The 17,473-nt window shown below is 35.5% G+C and carries 12 protein-coding genes and 1 tRNA gene; 12 read left to right on the top strand and 1 reads right to left on the bottom strand.

What is annotated here, in order from left to right:
* The first annotated feature begins 182 nt into the window (after positions 1-182).
* The 4 genes from HXN26_RS09005 to HXN26_RS08990 all read left to right on the top strand — a co-directional run bounded on the left by HXN26_RS09005 (position 183) and on the right by HXN26_RS08990 (position 6,957).
* Positions 183-1,871, top strand: a complete 1,689-nt coding sequence (locus HXN26_RS09005; RefSeq protein ID WP_273160779.1) for a hypothetical protein — start codon at positions 183-185, stop codon at positions 1,869-1,871.
* A gap of 396 nt (positions 1,872-2,267) precedes the next feature.
* Positions 2,268-4,619: a TonB-dependent receptor gene (locus HXN26_RS09000; protein ID WP_273160777.1), complete on the top strand. Its 2,352-nt coding sequence runs from the start codon at positions 2,268-2,270 to the stop codon at positions 4,617-4,619.
* 336 nt (positions 4,620-4,955) lie between these two features.
* The gene (locus tag HXN26_RS08995; protein ID WP_273160776.1) at positions 4,956-5,774 is read left to right on the top strand and encodes a peptidase; all 819 of its coding nucleotides are present in this window, start codon (positions 4,956-4,958) and stop codon (positions 5,772-5,774) included.
* Positions 5,775-6,078: 304 nt separating this feature from the next.
* Complete coding sequence (locus HXN26_RS08990; protein ID WP_025000063.1) at positions 6,079-6,957, top strand: hypothetical protein; 879 nt, start codon at positions 6,079-6,081, stop codon at positions 6,955-6,957.
* A gap of 480 nt (positions 6,958-7,437) precedes the next feature.
* Here HXN26_RS08990 and HXN26_RS08985 read toward each other — a convergent pair.
* Positions 7,438-7,511, bottom strand: a tRNA-Met gene (locus tag HXN26_RS08985).
* Between the two features lie 240 nt (positions 7,512-7,751).
* On the opposite strand from HXN26_RS08985, the gene HXN26_RS08980 reads away from it, so the two are divergent.
* From HXN26_RS08980 to HXN26_RS08945, 8 genes are all read left to right on the top strand, one after another.
* Complete coding sequence (locus HXN26_RS08980) at positions 7,752-9,665, top strand: LptF/LptG family permease (protein WP_273160774.1); 1,914 nt, start codon at positions 7,752-7,754, stop codon at positions 9,663-9,665.
* A gap of 72 nt (positions 9,666-9,737) precedes the next feature.
* A complete protein-coding gene (locus HXN26_RS08975) occupies positions 9,738-10,946 on the top strand; it encodes a bifunctional 3,4-dihydroxy-2-butanone-4-phosphate synthase/GTP cyclohydrolase II (RefSeq protein ID WP_025000065.1) in 1,209 nt (402 codons plus the stop codon).
* Positions 10,947-11,435: 489 nt separating this feature from the next.
* A complete protein-coding gene (locus HXN26_RS08970) occupies positions 11,436-12,275 on the top strand; it encodes a MotA/TolQ/ExbB proton channel family protein (RefSeq protein WP_273160772.1) in 840 nt (279 codons plus the stop codon).
* 31 nt (positions 12,276-12,306) lie between these two features.
* Entirely contained in the window at positions 12,307-12,960 is a 654-nt protein-coding gene (locus HXN26_RS08965) for an ExbD/TolR family protein (RefSeq protein ID WP_273160770.1), read from the top strand.
* 2 nt (positions 12,961-12,962) lie between these two features.
* Positions 12,963-13,622 (top strand): ExbD/TolR family protein, encoded by a 660-nt coding sequence (locus HXN26_RS08960; protein WP_273160768.1) that lies wholly within the window; start codon positions 12,963-12,965, stop codon positions 13,620-13,622.
* A gap of 34 nt (positions 13,623-13,656) precedes the next feature.
* Positions 13,657-14,541: an energy transducer TonB gene (locus HXN26_RS08955; RefSeq protein WP_025000069.1), complete on the top strand. Its 885-nt coding sequence runs from the start codon at positions 13,657-13,659 to the stop codon at positions 14,539-14,541.
* Between the two features lie 401 nt (positions 14,542-14,942).
* Positions 14,943-15,905, top strand: coding sequence for a PstS family phosphate ABC transporter substrate-binding protein (locus HXN26_RS08950; RefSeq protein ID WP_273160766.1), 963 nt, complete (start codon positions 14,943-14,945; stop codon positions 15,903-15,905).
* A 75-nt stretch (positions 15,906-15,980) separates the two neighbouring features.
* Positions 15,981-17,396 carry a tetratricopeptide repeat protein gene (locus HXN26_RS08945; protein WP_025000071.1) on the top strand — a complete coding sequence of 472 codons (1,416 nt, stop codon included), beginning with the start codon at positions 15,981-15,983 and terminating at the stop codon, positions 17,394-17,396.
* The last annotated feature ends 77 nt before the right edge of the window (positions 17,397-17,473 follow it).

Raw genomic sequence — 17,473 nt, 5'->3', positions numbered from 1 at the left:
CATTACTAAAATCCGTGAGCTTTTCAGCCTACCAAATGTCCATTACGCCAAAAAATATAGAGAAGTTTTTAATAATTAAAAAGAAATCAATAATTTTGCATCATCGATGCATGAAAGCATTAACCTAAAGCATATTACTAAGATTTAAATGTTATTATATTTTTGATAAATAATAAATGCTTATGAAAAAACTTATCTTAATGTCGGTAATGACACTAATTAGCCATTGTGTTTTGGCCCAAACACCATCTTATGTTCTTTTAAATGGCAATGTTTTACTTTTGGAGAAAGCAAAAGTAATGCAGCAATCTAAGAGTTTAACTACGGTACTACCAGTAAAAGACGAAGAAATTATAAAAGACAAACCTGCTGGTGAAGAGACAGACGAATTGCAACGTATTTCCATTTGTGCAGTACCTGAGAATGGAAGTGCAAGTTTTTCTCGTCAAACTTGTGCTTTAGCTAGTTATATTGTAGGCAAAGATAACAATCTTTATCTATTCAATGCACTTGGGAAATGCTATACTTTTTCTTATACGAAGTTAGAATCTAACGGAGAAGGCAAATATACGCTACACACTCCGCAAGCTATTGATGTTGGTTATAATGACAATAATGAGAAGATAAAGCTATATGCAACTCGTTTAGTACTTATCAAAGACGGGGAAGACTGGATATATGTTCCCGAATATGATAGCAATAAGCAGTTCAAGGGAGACGTCCATTTCACATTTACCGATGGAGTATTGGCGCAAGAAGATGAAGGAATGAATAACGAAGTAGAGCTTCCAAATGTTATCATCGGACTAACTGACAACGAAGGACAATGGCAAGGATTTGCCACTTCCAATATTCTTATAAAGCCATTTAAGGAAGAGAAAACAGAGTTGCCCGACGAATTGGAAGCTCAAAACTTCACTATTACTTACACAGATGTAAGAGGAAATATAAAAGAAGAAAATATAAAGGTTGCTTTATCAGAAACAGAAGCCTATATTCAATGTCCATATATGTTTAGTGGTGAAGACAACGATGCTTTATGGATAAAGGGAGAAATAAAAGGAAACACTGTTGTTTTTAAGTCGCAATACATCGGAATTGCTGAAGACGAACACGCCTACGTCTTCATGTTCCCAGCAACTTGTTCGTTCAGAATAGACGATGAAGGCAAGAAACATATGCAAGCTGAAAAGGCCGATGAAGTAGTATTCAGTTACGATAAAAATACGAAAAAGCTTGTGAGTGCGCCAAATAGTTTAATGATTATAAACGAAGGAAGCGAAACCATTGCTGCATGGGCTGCTTACGGAGAACCTACTATTAAAATGTATGATATGACTTTGCGTAAGCCTGCAGCACCGATAATTAAGGAAATATCGCCTTACGACGAGACGGATGGCATGAGTGTAAAGTTCGTTATGGAAACTAAAGACGTAAATGGAAAATACATAATGCCCGACTACTTATATTATAATGTGTACTTTGACACAGATGATAAACCGATGACATTTACCGAAGAGGATTATTCGGGATTGGAAGAAGACATGATAGATATCCCATACTTATTTCAGGACAAGCAATTTTTCTATCATCAAGGCGATATGCACTTATTCTTTGCAATGGTTGAAAACTACGATAGAGTAGGCGTGCAAGTTCTTCATAAGATAGGTGAGGAGGTAAGTCGTTCAGAAATTGTATGGGCAAAGAATCCTTCAACAAACATAAACGACATAGATTCTGACGCAAAGATTGTGAATACAACCTACTTCGATTTGTCTGGTCGCAGAATACCTAAGTGTGAAAAGGGAATCTATATTAAGACTATAACATACAGCAATAGTAAGAAATCGATAACAAAGGTTATTAGATAATCCTTAGCTGAAAGAATTAAATAAGTTTTTACTTTGTTTTTAGAAAAGGTGTATCAAAGCAAATGTTTTGATACACCTTTTTTAGAATGTTGATAAAGATAAATAGTCATTATCATGCTTATGATAATCCGTTATCATATGTCTGATAATTCATTATCATACCGATGATAATTACTTTTTATCATTATCAACCTGTTGAAAATGGCATAGGATTTATCAGCCTAACTTACTAACTTTTGGGGAATACCATATTCTTAAAAATCCTAAGTTATAGGTATTGTGAAGAAAAACAAATAGCAGTAACTTTGCATCATACGAATAAACACCGATGAAAAGCTGAACAATGAAGAATGTTCACAACACTTTGGTAAATTAATTAGCAAATTAAAAAACGAAATGAAACAAAAGTACACGACAGCCCTAAATGGGTTTAAACTTATAATGCTCATCGTATTGGTAATAGTGCCGATGACATTGAGTGCAAATGGAGAATTGAAAACAAATGCAAATATTGTTGGGCACGTAACTGATAAAGCCACTGGAGAACCAATACCACACGTGGCTGTGCAAGTAGAAGGAACAATGATAGTAAGCGTTACCAATGCAGAAGGTTATTATCATTTGGAAGATTTACCACTCGGTAAACAGATAGTTGGAGCGCGTGCAACAGGATATCATTCTGCAAAACAAACGCTCGAAGTGGAAAAGAATACAAACCAAACAATCGACTTTGTATTAACAACTGATGAGGTAGCATTAGACGAAGTAGTGGTATCATCAAATCGAAGCGTTTCTTTACGACGCAATGCACCAACCTTGGTGAATGTAATAGATACACGTATGTTCAACATTACCAATTCAATGTGTTTGGCACAAGGATTAAACTTTCAGCCAGGTGTTCGCACAGAAGATAATTGTGCTAACTGCGGGTTCTCGCAAGTTCGCATCAATGGATTAGATGGACATTATTCGCAAATACTCATAGATTCGCGCCCCGTATTCTCTGCTTTGCAAGGAGTTTATGGCTTAGAGCAAATTCCTGCCAACATGATAGAACGAGTAGAAGTTGTAAGAGGTGGCGGTTCTGCATTATATGGTTCGTCAGCAATTGGCGGAACAATCAATATTATTACGAAAGAACCCTTGAACAATTACGCTGAATTGGCGCATACTTTCACAGCTTACGAAGGAGGAAAAACATTTGATAACAACACAACTGTTAATACTTCCATCGTGTCAAGTAATAATAAAGCTGGATTTTCAGTTTATGGACAGAGCAGAAATCGTGGTGGTTACGACAGAGATCAAGATGGATTTACCGACCTTCCAAAGCTTATCAATAAAACGATAGGCATGGGCGCCTTCCTGCGATTAAATAACTATTCTAAACTGAAATTGCAATATCATGCTTTGAATGAATATCGTCGTGGCGGAAACAATTTGTATCTTCCTATGCACGAATCAAATATTGCAGAGAAACTCGACCATAATATTAATGGTGGCTCGCTGAGTTACGATCTATTCACTCCAAACGGGTTGAATCATCTCACAGCTTATGCTTCTTTTCAAATCGTATCACGCGATAGTTATTATGGAGGCACAGGCGATGGTTCTGACGAAAGTAAAGCCGAGGCTTTAAAAGCTTATAGCAAAACACACGATACAAATTTAATGGGAGGAATGCAGTTCGTTCACAATTTTGGAAATCTGCTTTTTATGCCTGCCCAACTTACTTTAGGCACAGAATATACCTACGATGCATTAAAAGACCACGCACTTGGATATGATGTCATAACCCGACAAACTGTACGTACAGGTAGTTTGTTTTTGCAAAACGAATGGAAGAATGAACATTGGGGTATTCTCTTAGGTGGACGTTTCGATAAGCACAATCTTATCAACCATCTTATTTTTAGTCCACGATTAAATTTGCGCTTCAATGCAACACCTAATATTCATTTGCGTTTAACCTATGCTGGTGGTTTCCGTGCGCCTCAAACTTTCGATGAAGATTTACATACGAGCATGGCAGGCGGTGAACGAATAAAAACCTATTTAGCAAAAGATTTGAAAGAAGAACGTTCCAATAGTCTGAGCTTTTCTGCCGATATGTATTTAAACATTGGTAATGTGCAGACAAATTTCTTGATAGAAGGCTTCTTTACACACTTAAATAATGTGTTTGCGCAGCGTGTTTTAAACGACCACGATGAGAATGGTATTCGTATTCTCGAACGTTTCAATGCAAATCAAGCAACAGTTTGGGGAGTGAATGCAGAAGGAAAAGCAGTATTTTCAAAATGGTTCTCTTTGCAAAGTGGACTAACAATACAACGCAGCGAATATAAAGATGCTGTGGAATGGGACGAAGATGCACCAGCAGAAAAGAAATTTTTACGTACACCTAACGTATATGGCTATTTTACATTACAATCATCTCCTATAAAGCGCATGTCAGTTTCTGTATCTGGTAATTACAATGGCTCAATGCTTGTAGGTCATGCTGCAGGTTCTGGTGTAGATAACCCTGTTGTAGTACATACACCTTCTTTCTTTACACTGAGTGTAAAAGCAAGTTATGACTTCAATATTTTCAAACAAATAAAAGCTCAAATCAATGCAGGAATACAAAATATAGGTAATGTTTATCAGCATGACTTAGACAAAGGGTGGAATCGAGATGCTTCCTATATATATGGTCCGTCGCTTCCACGTTGTTTCTATGTAGGAATGAAACTCATTTATTAAGACGTTAATTCTATCTCGGGTAGGTTTACAATTGTTAGCAATTTTTTGCAATATCTCTTGCAATTCTCAAAAAAATGATTTACATTTGCAAGCGTTAGTCTAACAAACAACAACCTTTAAAAGCCCGAATACAATGAAACTATTAACGGAAAATATTTCGAAAAGCTGTAATGCAGCATATCGAAACAATAATACCAAATTTCCATAAAAGTCCCATTTGCACCTCCGTAACAAGGAGTTGTGAGTGGGACTTTCTGTATTCTCCTTTACCATTTTTTGAAAAGCTGAACCAAATAAAATATTTATCTAATTATAAAACTTTAAAAACAAAAAATTATGAAGAAAAAAGCACTACTTTCATTTGTGCTTGTAGCAATGGCTACATTGTGGACAAGTACAACACAAGCTCAAGAGTATTACGATCTCACCATTGCGCTTACACAAGTAACTTCTAGAAACTGCAAAGACCTATCTTTCATACCAGGTGTGAGTGGCATAGTAAAGTACGATGATGCAACAAAGACACTTACATTGGAAAATGCATCTATAATTGGAGATAAGTATAAAACTGCCATTTCTTCTAAAATTGATGGCTTGATTATTAAAGTATCTGGTTATAATAGACTTCAAACAGAAAGCGCCTCTGGTATTTTGTATGAAAACTCAATTACCATTACAGGTGAAGGAACACTTGACATAACCTGTCAGAAAAATTGTGCCATCTATGCAAACAAGGGCAATCTTACAATCGAAAATTGTACCATAAATGCTAAAAGTAAAGAATATGGTATTGCAGGGTTTAATGGTGAAACCGAAAATCTTATAATTAAGAATGCCACAATAACTGCAGAAGGTACAGAAAAAGGTTCAATTTGTGATTTTGCCACCCTTACTATGATAGGAAGTAAAATATCTGAACCTTCAGGCGCAGCATTTGACCCATCTATGCACTGTGTTGCTTTGAATGGAGAAAAAGTAACTGATAAGGTTATGATAGTTAAAGATGCAACATCTATCGAAACTCCAAACATTAATATAGCTGTTAAAACTGCACAAGGAATTTATACTCTTAGCGGTGTTCGCGTATCTAACGACTTAAATAAATTACCCAAAGGCGTATATATTGTAAATGGTAAGAAAGTTGTGAAACAATAAAAATAATTCTGGGGGTGTGTCAAAACTAAGAATTCAGAAAAGCTTCCTTTCATATTAACAGTTTCACTCCCTCATAAATATTAAAGTAACCGTTATCATTGAGTTATTAACTCTTTGGTAACGGTTTTTCTTTACAAAATGATAGCTGTCTTTAGCTGAAAACGAGTTTTGACACACCCTCGAAGTATTTGCATCATTATCAACTTACTACTTCTTTTCAAGTAGCAAAGAATCGTTTATTTTAGGAATAAACGACACAGCAAGAGTATTTGTCCAATTATCAACCATTAAAAACAAAAGAATCATGAAGAAACAAGTTTTATTTTCGTTCATCCTTGCCATAGTGGCGACGATGTGGACAATTAAGGTACAAGCACAAGCAGAAGAAAATGAAATTTCAATAGCTGGTGCACCAATAACCCATGACAATTGTGATGATCTTTCTGTTATAGATGGTGTATCAGGTATTGTAAAGTACGATGAAGCAACCAAAACCCTCACGCTTGAAAATGCAACTATTCATAATTCAGCAGAAACAATAAATGGTCCAGGTATCTATAATATTATAGGAGACTTAACCATTCGAATCATTGGAAACAATACTATTGTTTCTGAAAAGAGTGTGGGACTTTGGAATGGTCCAGATAATACTTTAACATTCATAGGTGATGGTAAGCTAACTATAATAGGCTCTTCTACTGCAAGCGATAAGAACTTCCAAAAGGGTATTTTTAACCGAGGCTCTATTATTGTAAGTAACTGTACTATTGAAGTAAGTGGAGGAGAATATGGCTTGTGTGATGGGTATTGGAAATTTGAACGTTGTAATTTACGTGCTAAAGGTGGTGGCATAAATACAGATAATTACGCAGGTAGTATCAGTTGGATATGGGATAATAAGCCCGAACTCATCGAATGTATTGTTAATTTACCTGAAGGAGCATATTGGCAAGAGTTTCAACAAGGTGAATATGCCTATTATTCTCTTTTTGGAAAAGATGATAAAGTAGTAACGGATTGGGTTTCTATTACAAAAGATGCTACATCTATTGAATTTCCTGCTAATAAAGCTAAAGACACACAAAAAAACTTTAGTCTTAGTGGTATTAGCATATCTAATGACTTAAATAAATTACCCAAAGGTGTATATATTGTAAATGGTAAGAAAGTTGTGAAACAATAAAAATAATTCTGCACTTCTATCAATAAATAGAGGTGCAGAAAATTCTATACCTTACAAACTTATTACCACCTTTGTTTATTGTTTAAAAATTTGCCATCCTTATTTGGTGAATCATTTTTTGCAAAGCTGTTAGATTTATATTGATTCAAGACGACGTTATCTATTGAAATAATAGTGTGATTTTAGAAAGTACACTAAAATGTTTGCTAATGATAAAAAGTACTTGAAAAATTATAATAACGAATTTGAAATTTGTAATTATAATTTTAAAAAACGTAATTACGTTTTTGATTATTTGTAATTACATTTTTCTAATTACCAGATTACTTACACTTCAATAAGTCATAATTGATTCATTTATAAGAAGATACAGTTTTGAACTTATTTATTTGTTACTATGCTCATTTCTTAGTGAGTGAAACAAAGAATAAGCAATAAAAATAAAAAAGGAGTTACGCCATGTAACTCCTTTTATTTATGTAGCGGGACGGGGCTACGATCCCCGGACCTCCGGATTATGAATCCGACGCTCTAACCAACTGAGCTATCCCGCCAAAAACCCTTAAACAAACTGCTTTTGAAAAGCGGTTGCAAAGGTATATAAAAAAAGTGAACCGACAAAATTTATTTGAAAATTTATTGATGATATTTCAAAAATATATGCTTTTGATAGTTGTATATATACCTTATGATTTGTGTTTGTACATAAAAAATGAAAAATCGGTGGTTACTCTGATTATTTTATGTACTTTTGCAAAACAATTGTGCAGAGTTAGTACATTGTACAACGGAAAATGTTTCGTATCAGAAAGTTAGACATATTTATTATAAAGCAGTTTGGAACGCTTTTCGTAGGAACTTTCATCGTTAGCTTATTTGTGCTGATGATGCAATTTCTGTGGCAATATGTTGATGAACTGATAGGTAAAGGTCTTTCTCTTGATGTTCTTGGAGAATTCTTTTGGTATATGAGCTTGATGATGGTTCCAGAAGCATTGCCACTTGCTGTTTTATTATCATCGCTTATTACTTTTGGAAATCTTGGTGAGAGTTCAGAACTTACAGCTATAAAGGCTGCAGGTATTTCGCTTATTAAAGCTTTCAGAGGAGTAATAATTTTTACATTTTTTATAGCACTTGTTTCGTTTTTTTTCCAAGATACCATTGGTCCTAATGCTAAAAAACATTTTAATCAGTTGTTGAATTCGATGAAGCAGAAGAATCCTGAATTGGAAATTCCTGAGGGAGTCTTCTATGATGGTATACCAGATACCAATCTTTATGTTGAAAAGCGTGATTTAAAAACAGGACGCCTTTATAACATAATGATTTACCGCATGACCGATTCGTACGAAGATCAAGCCATCATACTTGCCGATTCGGGTTTATTGCAGTCAACAGCAGAGAAGAAACATCTTGTTTTAAATTTATGGAATGGCGAATGGTTTGAAAACATGCGTTCGCAGGAATTTGGTAGTAGTGCCAGTGTGCCTTATCGTCGCGAATCATTTGTTCACAAAAAGTTAGTTATAGACTTCAGTGACGAATTCAATCGTATTGATATGTCGAGAATTTCTGATGATGCCCGTACGAAGAGTATTGCTAAAATCCGCCACGATAAAGATTCGCTTGTTCAAGTTTTTGATAGTGTTGGCAACGCATATTATCAAGATGCGCGACAAGTTCTTTATCCTGTTTTGCAACTAAAGAAGAGTGATTTGGTAAAAGCTAAGACACTTGCTTCAACCAAAAACTTTGATTTAGACACGCTTTACAATAAAATGACACCTGAAGAGCGTAGGCAAACCATTGAACGTGCTTTGATAAATTCTCAACAAACTGTATCAGATCTTGATTTTAAGAGTATGATAACCAGTGATGGAGATAAAATGATACGAATGCACGATATCGCAGAAATAAATAAGTATTTATTATCGCTAACGTGTCTAATCTTCTTCTTTATTGGTGCGCCTTTAGGTGCAATTATTCGTAAGGGAGGATTGGGAGTCCCCATCATAATAAGTGTGTTCGTCTTTATTATTTATTACATATTAAATAATACAGGTTATCGAATGTCAAGACAAGGCGATTGGGCTGTATGGTTTGGAAGAGGACTTTCTCCTGCTATTCTTATACCAACAGCAATCTTTATTACTTACAAGGCTAATAAAGATTCGGCAGTCTTCAATATTGACATGTATCGTAATCTTGCTATGCGCATATTAGGTTTGCGTATAAAACGAAGTATTAGCAGTAAGGAAGTGATTATTAATGCACCAAAGTATGCTGTTGATGCTACTATGCTGAAAGAAATGAATGCAGATATTGTAGCTTATGTGCAAAAAAGTAATTTAAAATCACCTCCTAATTTTATTAGGACATTCTTTAAATATCAGCCAGATCATGAGATAGAACAATTAAGCAATAATCTTGAAACGATTATTGATGATTTATCCAATACACGCAATAAGTTAATTCTTTCAGAACTTAACAAGTATCCTGTATTGATAACTAAAGCACATACACGTCCTTTTGAATATAAGTGGCTGAATATAGCTGCAGCTATTATTTTACCTGTAGGCTTATTCCTTTATTTCAGAATGTGGGGCTTCCGGTTACGCTTGTATCGTGATTTGAAAATTATTAAGCAGACCAACGATAATATTATTGAAGAAAGCGAAAAGATAATAGCTAAACAGAAACAGTAACAATAGAATAATTATAAATCAAACCGAAGGTCGTATTTTATTTAAAATCGACCTTAAACTTAGAATACAATTATGGAGAACTTCAAACTCAGTAGCATTGAAGATGCTGTAAAGGATTTTAAAGAAGGTAAATTCGTTATCGTAGTAGATGATGAAGACCGAGAGAATGAGGGCGACCTCATTATGGCTGCTGAAATGATTACGCCTGAAAAGGTGAACTTTATGTTGAAAAATGCTCGTGGTGTTCTTTGTGTCCCAATAACACTTTCACGCGCAAAAGAATTAGATTTACCACATCAGGTATCTGATAATACATCGGTGCTTGGTACACCATTTACCGTAACTGTAGACAAATTGGAAGGTTGTTCAACGGGAGTTTCTGCTCATGACCGTTCGGAAACTATAAAGGCTTTGGCTGATCCAAAGTCAACACCACAAACGTTTGGTCGACCTGGACATATCAATCCATTATATGCACAAGACAATGGTGTTTTGCGTCGTTCTGGGCATACTGAAGCCGCAATAGACCTTTGTAAAATGGCTGGTTGTTTCCCTGCAGGTGTGTTAATGGAAATCATGAATGATGACGGAACAATGGCAAGAATGCCCCAACTCATTGAAAAAGCTAAAGAGTGGGACATGAAAATTATCAGTATAAAAGATATCATTGCTTATCGTTTAAAACGCGAAACAAGTATTGAAGTTGGTGTAGAAGTTGATATGCCTACAAAATATGGACACTTCCGCTTAATTCCTTTCCGTCAAACATCTACAGGCGTTGAACATATGGCGTTGATAAAAGGTGAGTGGAGCGAAGATGAATCGGTATTAGTACGTGTACATTCTTCTTGTGCTACTGGCGACGTTCTTGGTAGCGAACGCTGCGATTGTGGTGAACAATTGCATAAAGCAATGGAGATGATAGAGGCCGAGGGGAAAGGAGTCTTGATCTATATGGAACAAGAAGGAAGAGGTATTGGCTTGATGAACAAAATAGCTGCTTATAAGTTACAAGAACAGGGATTAGATACTGTAGATGCTAACTTACATCTTGGCTTTAAATCTGATGAACGTAATTATGGATGTGGTGCTCAAATGTTGCGTCATCTTGGTGTTCATAAGATGCGTTTAATGACAAATAACCCGACAAAACGTGTAGGTTTAGAGGCTTATGGTTTAGAAATAGAAGAAAATATTCCAATAGAAATACGTCCTAACCAATACGATTACCGTTATTTGAAAACAAAGAAGGATAGAATGGGACACGATTTACACCTATAGGTATAAATAAAGAAGAATACTTCATATATATAATAAGGTGTCTTATAAATATGTTAAAGAGATTATTTCATAAGGGCAAAAATGAAATAATCTCTTTGTTTTTTCGTTTTAAATTTATATAATAAAAAATAGTATTGTGTAAGAAAGAAACTATTAAGGTGAAATTAGTTTTACAACTATAAACGAAAGAAAGTTTTTATTTCATAATAAAGGTTTAATAATTGATGCCTATAATATGAATAAACGAAATGAGATAGAAGGAGAAACTTAGACTTCCACAATGATGCAAAAACATAATAAAAGTAGTCAAAAAACAACAGTTAAAAGATGTCAATTATGAACGTAGTTCTCTATAATTTGTTATCTTTGCCGAAAATGTGCGGAGAAAGTTGGTCAGTTTTTGATAACTCAATATCCAATCAGTTTAAAATCAAATAGATATTAATAATTCAATTCATTTATAACTAAAAAATTAAAATTTTATCATTTATGGCAACTACACAACAAAAAGCAGCCCCACAAAAGAAATCAGAGGGCTTCACAGGAGTTAGAGGCGCATTTTGGATTATCGCAGTTTGCGGTGTCGTAGCGTTTGTATTGTTCTTTACATGGTTTGGACATGATATGCATTTCCAAGATCCTGGAACTAAAGAGCATCCTGCTGACGTATGGGGTACTATCTTTAAGGGTGGTATCGTGGTACCTGTTATTCACACATTGTTGCTCACTGTGCTCGCTATGTCTATCGAGCGTTGGTTGGCTTTAAAGACCGCTTTTGGTAATGGAACACTTCCTAAGTTCGTTGCAAACATTAAGTCTGCATTGAAAGATAACGATATGAACAAGGCTACTCAGCTTTGCGATAAGCAAAAAGGTTCTGTTGCAAATGTTGTACTTGCTTCTTTGAACGCATATAAGTCAATGGAAAGTGGTGCTAATGCAGGTATGAAGAAGGCACAGAAAGTTGCTAAGATTCAACAGGCTCACGAAGAAGCAACTCAGCTTGAGATGCCAACTCTTACAATGAACCTCCCAATCATTGCAACACTCGTTACACTTGGTACCCTTACAGGTCTTCTCGGTACTGTAATTGGTATGATCAAGTCGTTCTCTGCTTTGTCTGCAGGTGGTGGTACTGATGCTACTGCTCTTTCTGCTGGTATTTCTGAGGCGTTGATTAATACTGCATTCGGTATTGCTACTTCTTGGTTTGCTGTAGTTTCTTATAACTACTTCTCAAACAAGGTAGACAAGTTGACTTACGCACTCGACGAGGTTGGTTACTCAATTGCTCAGACATACGAAGTAAACCATACAGAAGAAGCTTAATTTTTGCTAACCCTTTAAATACATTATCGCTATGGGTAAAGTAAAAGTTAAGAAAGAAGACGTTTGGATTGACATGACGCCGATGTCAGACGTTATGACCTTGCTGCTTACTTTCTTCATGCTCACCTCTACATTCGTAAAGAATGAGCCTGTGAAAGTAAATACGCCTGGTTCCGTGTCTGATATGAAAGCGCCTGAAAATGGTGTTCTTACAGTAATTATTAGTCCTGAGAAGAATGCTGCTGGTCAACCAACTGGCGAAGGCCAGGTATTTTTGAGCTACGACAATACTAATGAGTTGGGACAAATTGTAGATATGGTTGCAAAACTTTCACCAGAACAGAAGAAAACTTTTTTGGGTGAATCTACAATAGGAGCACCATTAGACAAACTCCCAGCTTTTTTAAGTAAATCAGCAAAAGCTCGAAGTGAAGAACTACCCAAAATGGGTATTCCTCTCGATAGTATCGAAGGACAGGATATGACAGAATTTCAACAATGGGTTAATGCTGCTCGCACAGTAAATTCTAAAGTTAAAATTGCTTTGAAATCTGACGCAAATACTCCTTATGGTACAGTTAAGAAGGTGATGAACGAACTCCAGGATATGGATGAAAGTCAGTACTATATGATTACACAGTTGGACGCTAAAAAGGCTGCAACAGCAGCTTCTAAGGAGAACTAATAATGGCAAATAAAAAAGAAAGCAAGCAGAAAAAGATGACTGTTCGCGTAGACTTTACGCCAATGGTTGATATGCTTATGTTGCTTATTACATTCTTCATGCTTTGTACATCACTTAGCAAGCCTTCAACTATGGAGCTTACAATGCCAAGTAATGACAAGAATTTAAAAGACGCAAAGAAGAATGAAGCTAAGGAGTCTCACTCTATAACTATCTTTATAGGTGAAGATGACAAGATGTTCTATGGTGAGGGTAAACCTCAACTTGATAATCCTAATTGGTTGAAAAAGGCTGATTGGAGCACTGGCAAAACTGGTATTCGTTACGTTCTTCAGCACAAGGAAGTAGACAATGGCGCAAGCGTTCCTTATAACGATATGCGTATTGCTGTACAAGACTTGCAAAAGAAGAAAGCTGCTAACGAAAAGGCTTATCCAGATAGCATTTATCAAGCTGAGCTTACAAATATCAAGTTAGGTAATGTAAATGGCAAGAAAGTACCAACTTTGACAGTCATTATCAAGCCTACTGATAAATCATCTTATAAGCATCTTGTTGATATTCTTGATGAAATGCAGATTTCATATATTGCAACTTATGTCATTGATAAGGTTACACCTGAAGAAAAAGCTTTGCTTTTGAAAAAGGGTGTTAAAGCTTAATTTTAATGATGTATAACAATTAAAGAAAAGAAACATGGCAAAGATAGATTTATACGATCCTAAATGGGTCGATATGGTTTTCGCTGATAAGAACAAGTCATACGGAGCATATCAACTTCGTAAGTCTGTTTCACAGCGAAATATCAAATCATTAATTATTTTGCTTGTTGCTGCATTCATTGGTGGTGGCTATTTAGCTTATCAAGTTAAGAAACACAATGATGAGCTTGCAGCACAAGAAGCATATGCTGCTAAGATGGAGTTGCAAGCAATAGAAGCAGCTAAGAAAGAGCAGGAAGAGCGTAAGAAACAACAAAAGAAAGAAGAGCCCAAGAAGATTGAGCCTGAAAAAGTTGTTCCAGAAACTCGTGCTACAGTGAAATTTACAGCACCTGTCATTAAAGATGACAAAGAAGTTAAGGAAGAAATGCCCCCAATGGTTAAAATGAATAAAGAAACCAAGGCAGTCGGAGCTGAAACAAAAGAAGGTGTTGAAGATCGTAATATTGTAGCTGATAAAAGTACTGTGGCAACGCCAGAGCAGATTATTCCTAAGATTGAGAAGCCAGTAGAGGCTCCTAAGGTAGAAGCTCCTAAAGAAGATATTGAAAAGAAGATCTTTACTTTTGCTGAGCAACCACCAACATTCAAAGGAAATGTTCAAGCATGGCTTGTATCTCACTTGCAGTATCCTGCTTCGGCAGCAGAAAATAACATTCAGGGAAAAGTAATTGTGAAGTTTGTTGTTGGACGTGATGGTTCTGTTAGCCAAGCACAAGTTATGCGTGGTGTAGACCCTGCACTTGACCGCGAAGCACTTCGCGTTGTAAACAGCATGCCAAAGTGGAATCCAGGTATGAACAACGGACAACCTGCTAACGTTTGGTTCCAACTTCCAATCACATTTAAGCTGAACTAATTAAAAAATGAATCGAACTTAGTGCTACATTTTGTAGGAATTATACAAACCATAGTCTTTCTTTCCTCGTATTTGGAGAGAAAGACTTAGGTTCATCAAGCGTAAAACCAAATGTAGTTACTAGAGAAAGTTTTGTTAATGAATGGCTTATTTCTCATTTACAGAGTTCTCAGAAAGTTGCGGACTCATCTGTAAGGTTATGTAATTGTGAAATTTGTTTTTTAAGTTATGGTTCTATCAGTTAATCGCAAAATGTGTATAGAATGTTGAACCAAACAAAACGCTCAAGCACTTCGTGATAAAAAATAGTATGCGAAAATAAAATTCTGGTTTAATTAATGGTAATCCTGAGATGTCGCGCACTATCTAAATTACATTTAAATTAAATTAATTCGTATTTTATGAAACGAACAGCATTCTACATATTCTTAGTATTTATTGCATCTGTAGTTTTTCTTTCATCATGTGGTGAGAAAAAAGCTAAGGATGGTAGAACAGATACACCAATATCAGGAACAATTAAATTTGCCGCTGATGAAAGCTTTAGTCAGTTTATTGACGAAGAATTGCAGGTATATCAGTATCGTTTCCCTCAAACTCATCTTTTACCTGTATATACAGATGATAACACAGGAATGAAGATGCTCCTTGACCTTAAGGTGAATCTTTTATTTTCATCTCACGGATTGCAAAAAGGTGAAGATGCAATATTAAGAGGTAAAGGTCCTATTCCGTCAGTATTTCCTATAGGGTATGATGGAATAGCATTTATCATCAATAAAAGTAACTTAGATTCATGTATCACAGTTACTGATGTTAAGCGTCTACTTAAAGGCGAAGTAACAAAGTGGAAACAACTTTATCCTAATTCAGATAAAGGAGACATAGAAGTTGTATTCGATAACAAAGCATCAGCAACACTACATTTTGTTGTTGATTCAATATTAGATGGAAAAAACATTAAGAGTCAGAATATCGTAGCAGCAAAGAATAGTAAGTCTGTAATCGAATATGTAAAGAAGACTCCAAACGCAATAGGTGTAATTGGCTCAAATTGGTTGAATGACCGAAAAGATTCCACAAACACCACATTTAGAAATGATATTCGCGTCATGGCAATATCTAAAACAAGTAGAGCAGAAGATTATAATAGCTGGCAACCCTATCAAGCTTATTTCCTTGATGGTCGTTATCCATTTGTAAGAACTATCTACGCAATTGTTGCAGACCCTCATAAAGCTCTGCCCTGGGCATTTGCAAACTTTATTGCTGGTCCTATAGGACAAAAGATAATGTTAAAAACGGGTATGCTTCCTTATAGAGCTGAAATTACAATTCGTGAAGTAAAAATAAAAACCGATTAAATCATTAAACTTTCTATTGTATATTAAGTCATAGTTACTAATCCAGTATAAAGTTTATCTAATTTATAAATGATTATGAAAACAAAGAAATATTTATTAGCTGGAGCTTTGATACTAAGTTTATCAACTCCTGTATTAGCACAAAACGATGGTTATAAGGTAGCTCTAAATCCTATAATCAGCGCTATCGAAGCTGCACCAACAGATTTAAATGCTGGTAAGGACCTTATAAAAGAATATATTAAAACCTATAAGAAAGATGAGCAAGCTCTTACAGCTCTTGGTAACGTTTTTTTGGCACAGCGTAACTTTACTGAAGCGATGAAGATTGCAAATTCTATCGTTTCTAACAAGAAGATGAATGGAACATTAGGATATCTTCTTCTTGGTGATATTGTTGCTTTGCAAGATAGTGTTGGTAATGCTGGTTCTGCAGCTCAACATTACGCTACTGCTATAAGCCTCGATCCTCATAATGTTGCAGCCTACGAGCGTTATGCAAAAGTATATCGTCACGTAAATTCTCAAGTTTCAATACAGAAATTAGAAGAACTTCGTCAGGTTGAGCCTAATTATCCCGTAGAAGCTACAGCTGCTGAAATTATGCTTGGTGATGGTAAATTTGCTGAAGCTCTTTCTTGGTTCGATAAAGCTAATCGTGCAAATTTAACAGAGGACAACTTCTATAAATATAGCTATACTGCTTATGTTCTGAGAAAGTATGATAAAGCTATGGAAATAGTAGAAGCAGGTTTGCAACGTTTCCCAAGTAGTGAATATCTTTCACGTGTTGGTATGATGTCTTCGGTTGAGAAGGGCGACTTTACTGCTGCTTTAAATTTTGCAAACAAGATGTTTAGCGGTTCTGGTAAGAAAGTAGCTAATGACTATGCTATTTATGGAAAAGCGTTAGCAGGTAATAAAGAATATGATAAGGCAATTGAGAATCTTAACAAGGCTCTTGATATGGACAAGAAAAATCTTGAGCCAATGAAGACAATAGCTGAAGTTTATATTGCTCAAGGTGATGTTGAAAATGCATTAAAAGTTCAAATGGATTATCTTTCAAAGAACCAAAATGCTAACTCTAATGATTGGGCAAAACTTGCTCAAGCATGGATAGAAAAAGCTGAAACAGAAACTGATAGAGCAGTAAAGAATACCTATTTGGATAAAGCCATTGCAATTTACGATCAAATGGTAGTTAAGTTCCCATCTATTTCTGATTGGATTTGGTCTAATCAGGCTAATGCAGCACAGATGAAGAATGATGCTGACAAGGTTGCTGATATCTATAAGAAGATTGCAGCATATGAGGAAGCAAAACCACAGCTTGATGATGAAGCAAAAGCATATTTGGAGCAGGTTTACTATGGTCTTGGATATTATTATTCAAAGCTTAACAATCAAGAAATGGCTAAACAATACTTTAACAAAGTATTGACAGTAAATCCTAATAACGAAAATGCGAAAAAAGCTTTAGGTCTTTAAAAGCCAAAATGATATTTTAATGATAAGAGGGTGTGTCAAAATTGATACATCCTCTTTTTTATGCACAAAGCTCCGAC

The organism is Prevotella aurantiaca (assembly GCF_015262605.1).
GTDB classification, from domain to species: domain Bacteria; phylum Bacteroidota; class Bacteroidia; order Bacteroidales; family Bacteroidaceae; genus Prevotella; species Prevotella aurantiaca.
This window is presented reverse-complemented; position numbering and strand designations above follow the sequence as displayed.

Bases quoted from the DNA above. Each gene is read 5' to 3' on its own strand.
- HXN26_RS08995 (WP_273160776.1), top strand. From the start codon at position 4,956: ATGAAGAAAAAAGCACTACTTTCATTTGTGCTTGTAGCAATGGCTACA.
- HXN26_RS08945 (WP_025000071.1), top strand. From the start codon at position 15,981: ATGAAAACAAAGAAATATTTATTAGCTGGAGCTTTGATACTAAGTTTA.
- HXN26_RS08950 (WP_273160766.1), top strand. From the start codon at position 14,943: ATGAAACGAACAGCATTCTACATATTCTTAGTATTTATTGCATCTGTA.
- HXN26_RS09005 (WP_273160779.1), top strand. From the start codon at position 183: ATGAAAAAACTTATCTTAATGTCGGTAATGACACTAATTAGCCATTGT.
- HXN26_RS08960 (WP_273160768.1), top strand. From the start codon at position 12,963: ATGGCAAATAAAAAAGAAAGCAAGCAGAAAAAGATGACTGTTCGCGTA.
- HXN26_RS08980 (WP_273160774.1), top strand. From the start codon at position 7,752: ATGTTTCGTATCAGAAAGTTAGACATATTTATTATAAAGCAGTTTGGA.
- HXN26_RS08970 (WP_273160772.1), top strand. From the start codon at position 11,436: ATGGCAACTACACAACAAAAAGCAGCCCCACAAAAGAAATCAGAGGGC.
- HXN26_RS08990 (WP_025000063.1), top strand. From the start codon at position 6,079: ATGAAGAAACAAGTTTTATTTTCGTTCATCCTTGCCATAGTGGCGACG.
- HXN26_RS09000 (WP_273160777.1), top strand. From the start codon at position 2,268: ATGAAACAAAAGTACACGACAGCCCTAAATGGGTTTAAACTTATAATG.
- HXN26_RS08965 (WP_273160770.1), top strand. From the start codon at position 12,307: ATGGGTAAAGTAAAAGTTAAGAAAGAAGACGTTTGGATTGACATGACG.
- HXN26_RS08975 (WP_025000065.1), top strand. From the start codon at position 9,738: ATGGAGAACTTCAAACTCAGTAGCATTGAAGATGCTGTAAAGGATTTT.
- HXN26_RS08955 (WP_025000069.1), top strand. From the start codon at position 13,657: ATGGCAAAGATAGATTTATACGATCCTAAATGGGTCGATATGGTTTTC.